Here is a 2,829-nt window from a genome sequence, read left to right as displayed (position 1 = left end):
CCCTTACCAAGGGAAGGGGCGGTTTTGGCTTTAGACAAAACCGGGATGGGGTGAGGCGGATCGTAAGAGTAAGTGAATGAACTCAATATCACCTCTTGACAAGGGTTTCACGTTAAGTTGACACCTATGGGCACTGCCGTGCCCCTACAGTTCGCATCAACCTGTTGGCTGTGAAATAGGCGATCGCCTCACCCTCTGAACACAAAAAACAGCGTAGGCGCAGCCCGCCGTAGGCATCGCCCCCCTTGACTATCCGTGAGTTTGACAATTCAGCTGGTATTCACTAATTAGTCGAATAAAAAGACCTCTAAAAGGTTTTACTACACAAAACCTGTCCCTCTCCGACGGGCGAGAGGGACAGACTTGAACTTTGATTCAAGGCAGGGAGAGGTTCATGGAACTCACGTAAAATTGTATATGTGCTTTCCCTGCTCCTCTGCTCCCTGCTTGCTCATTTCTACCCGATTGGGTAGAATCACTGCGCCGGCAATTTTGGGTGTGTAGTCGAGTACTTTGCAACAATGCCAGAAATCTCAGGGTTGTAAAGTCTCAAATAATTCCAATAGTTGCCAAATACTTGACGCACATAATTTTTGGTTTCATCAAAGGGAATTTCTTCAACAAACTCATCCGGATCTTTTGTAGTTAGAGTTTGTAGCCATTTGGAGACATTGCCGGGGCCAGCATTGTAACTGGCGATCGCCAGCAAGGAGTTATTGTTATATTGCTGATGCGTATGATCCAAATACCATGTACCCAGCATGATATTGTCGTTAGGATTTTCGAGGTTTATTGTTTTGACATCCAACTTAATTTGTGGGGCGATCCATTTAGCTGTACTCGGCAACAACTGCATTAAGCCAGTAGCGTTAGCGACGGATTTGATTTTTGGCTCAAACCGCGACTCTTGACGGATGAGAGCGGTGACTAGCAGAGGATTGAGTTTACGCTCAATAGACCACTTTTCAATCTCTCGCTGATAGGGAAACGGATAACGCGCTTGCCAGTAGGTGATTTGTTTACTCAGAGTCTGATATTGGGCAAGTTCAGCTGGTGTTTCCCGATCTTCCAATTTAGAAATTTTATCAATTCCGATCAGATTTTCTCCCTTTGCCTGCCGGATCAACCCTTCAGTAAATTGCTCTGCTACTGTTGGCTGAATTTTATTCTGAAATTCTGTTTGCCATTGTAACCAGGCATCGCGGTCTTGACCCAACAGATATAATTCTTTTAAAGTTTCAGAACCAGCCGGCGGTAATGGACGCTGGGGTGCGATTACTTCCGGGTTCATGACGCGCACGTTGTCAAAGTTGCCAACATTTAGCCCCAGCATCGTCGCTGCTCGCCATGCATAGTAAGAGTAGGGAAACTGGCTAATCACATACTGATAAGCAGTTTGAGATTCCTGCTGTTTCCCTAGTAAAGCTGCCCATTTACCTACCCAAAAGCCTGCTCTTGGAGCCAAAATACTATTGGGATTATTGGTGACAATTGGTTCTGCCCATTGCCAAGCACCGACGTAATCTTTGGTATTGGCTTTATCTTGGGCGATTTTCCAGCGATACTCTGCGGCTTCATCAGAATTTCCATACTTGGCTATAAGTAATTGCCACGCCTGGCTAGCTGACTTTTGATCCTTAAGGGTTTGGAGAGTTTTGGCTTTTTGTACCAGTGCAGTACTAGCTTGTTTCGGAAATTTACTAATTACCTGCTCAAGATAGGGTAAGCCGTCTTTAGGAGTTTTTGCGGTTTCTGCTAACCGCAGTAGTGCTGTGCCAGTTTCCTCAGTATTTGGAAATTGCTGCACTAGTTGCTTATAGATGGCGATCGCTTTTTCTTTATCTTTGCCTCCTACCTGTAACCCCCGTGCAGTGCGGTAGAGGTTGCGCGATGTTTTGGGTGCTTTGGCATAAGCATTCGCGGCTTTCAGAAATTGACTATTTTCCCAATAGCTTGTACCAATCAGTTCCCACTCTTCGGGTTTGAGGGTAGGCTGTTTTACTAGCTGATCTAAAACGCCCACTATGCCTGGTTGGTCATAGGCATATTTAGCCAACATTAATTGTAATTGTGGCTGATTGGGATTATCTTGCAAGCGTTTGCGGATAATTTCCCAAGTCAGAGGATTGGAAGGAAATTGAGCGATCGCGGTTTCTTGTTGCTTCGGTTGGGCAATCAAATATAGCGCTTTCACCGTGGCCGCTTCTTTGGGATACTGTTTCAGCACACTTCGCCTCAGATCCGAGGCTTTGCCGTCCTCGCCCAGGATATCCTGTGCCTGAGCTTGTTTCAGCAAAATGTAGGGCGCGAGAAGCGGATAGTCTTTATCTAATCCTTCCAGTAAAACCAGCGCTTTTTTAGCTTGGGTTCTTTCAATGTAATCACTCGCTAAAAGATAACGAGCGCGATTTCGGTCTGGCGAGCGCGATTGCCCGGCGATCGCTGCTAGTTTTGCCGCCCGTTCTGGCAGGGATTGTGAGATCAGTGGAAAGACGGCTGATTGGGCAATGCTACCCTCTGATGTTTGCCCTGCTTGATTCTGACTCAGTTTGAGCCATTTCCCCAGAGATTTGCCAATCTCAGGTGCTGATACCATTGCCCCAGCTAAAAAGGCAAACAGTGCCGCACCCGCAATTATCGAAATTTGCTTTTTCTGTAGTTTCTTCAGCATGAATACCCGCTGAAAAGTTCCGGTGAATTTCTTGAAACTCTAGCACTCCTAACCATCAGTGTTACCAATTTTTCATTTTAGATTTTTAATTTTATGTAGAAAAATCCTAATTTTCAATCCTACAGTTAGCAGTATTGTGTAAATAGCATATATTAGAT

2 protein-coding genes are annotated in these 2,829 nt (G+C 45.4%); both read right to left on the bottom strand.

The features are described 5' to 3' along the window. Positions 1-124: 124 nt before the first annotated feature. Positions 125-268: a hypothetical protein gene (locus Q0541_RS31015; protein ID WP_298920199.1), complete on the bottom strand. Its 144-nt coding sequence runs from the start codon at positions 266-268 to the stop codon at positions 125-127. Positions 269-475: 207 nt separating this feature from the next. Next, on the bottom strand, positions 476-2,671 hold the full coding sequence (locus Q0541_RS31010) for a transglycosylase SLT domain-containing protein (protein ID WP_298920197.1): 2,196 nt from the start codon (positions 2,669-2,671) through the stop codon (positions 476-478). Positions 2,672-2,829 lie beyond the last annotated feature (158 nt).

Source organism: uncultured Nostoc sp., assembly GCF_937863485.1.
Classification (GTDB): domain Bacteria; phylum Cyanobacteriota; class Cyanobacteriia; order Cyanobacteriales; family Nostocaceae; genus Nostoc.
The sequence above is the reverse complement of the archived record's forward strand: the minus strand, read 5'-3'. Positions and strand labels throughout refer to the sequence as shown.

What these genes read in the sequence shown, in the direction of transcription:
- Q0541_RS31010 (WP_298920197.1), bottom strand. Translation starts at nt 2,671, where the DNA reads ATGCTGAAGAAACTACAGAAAAAGCAAATTTCGATAATTGCGGGTGCG.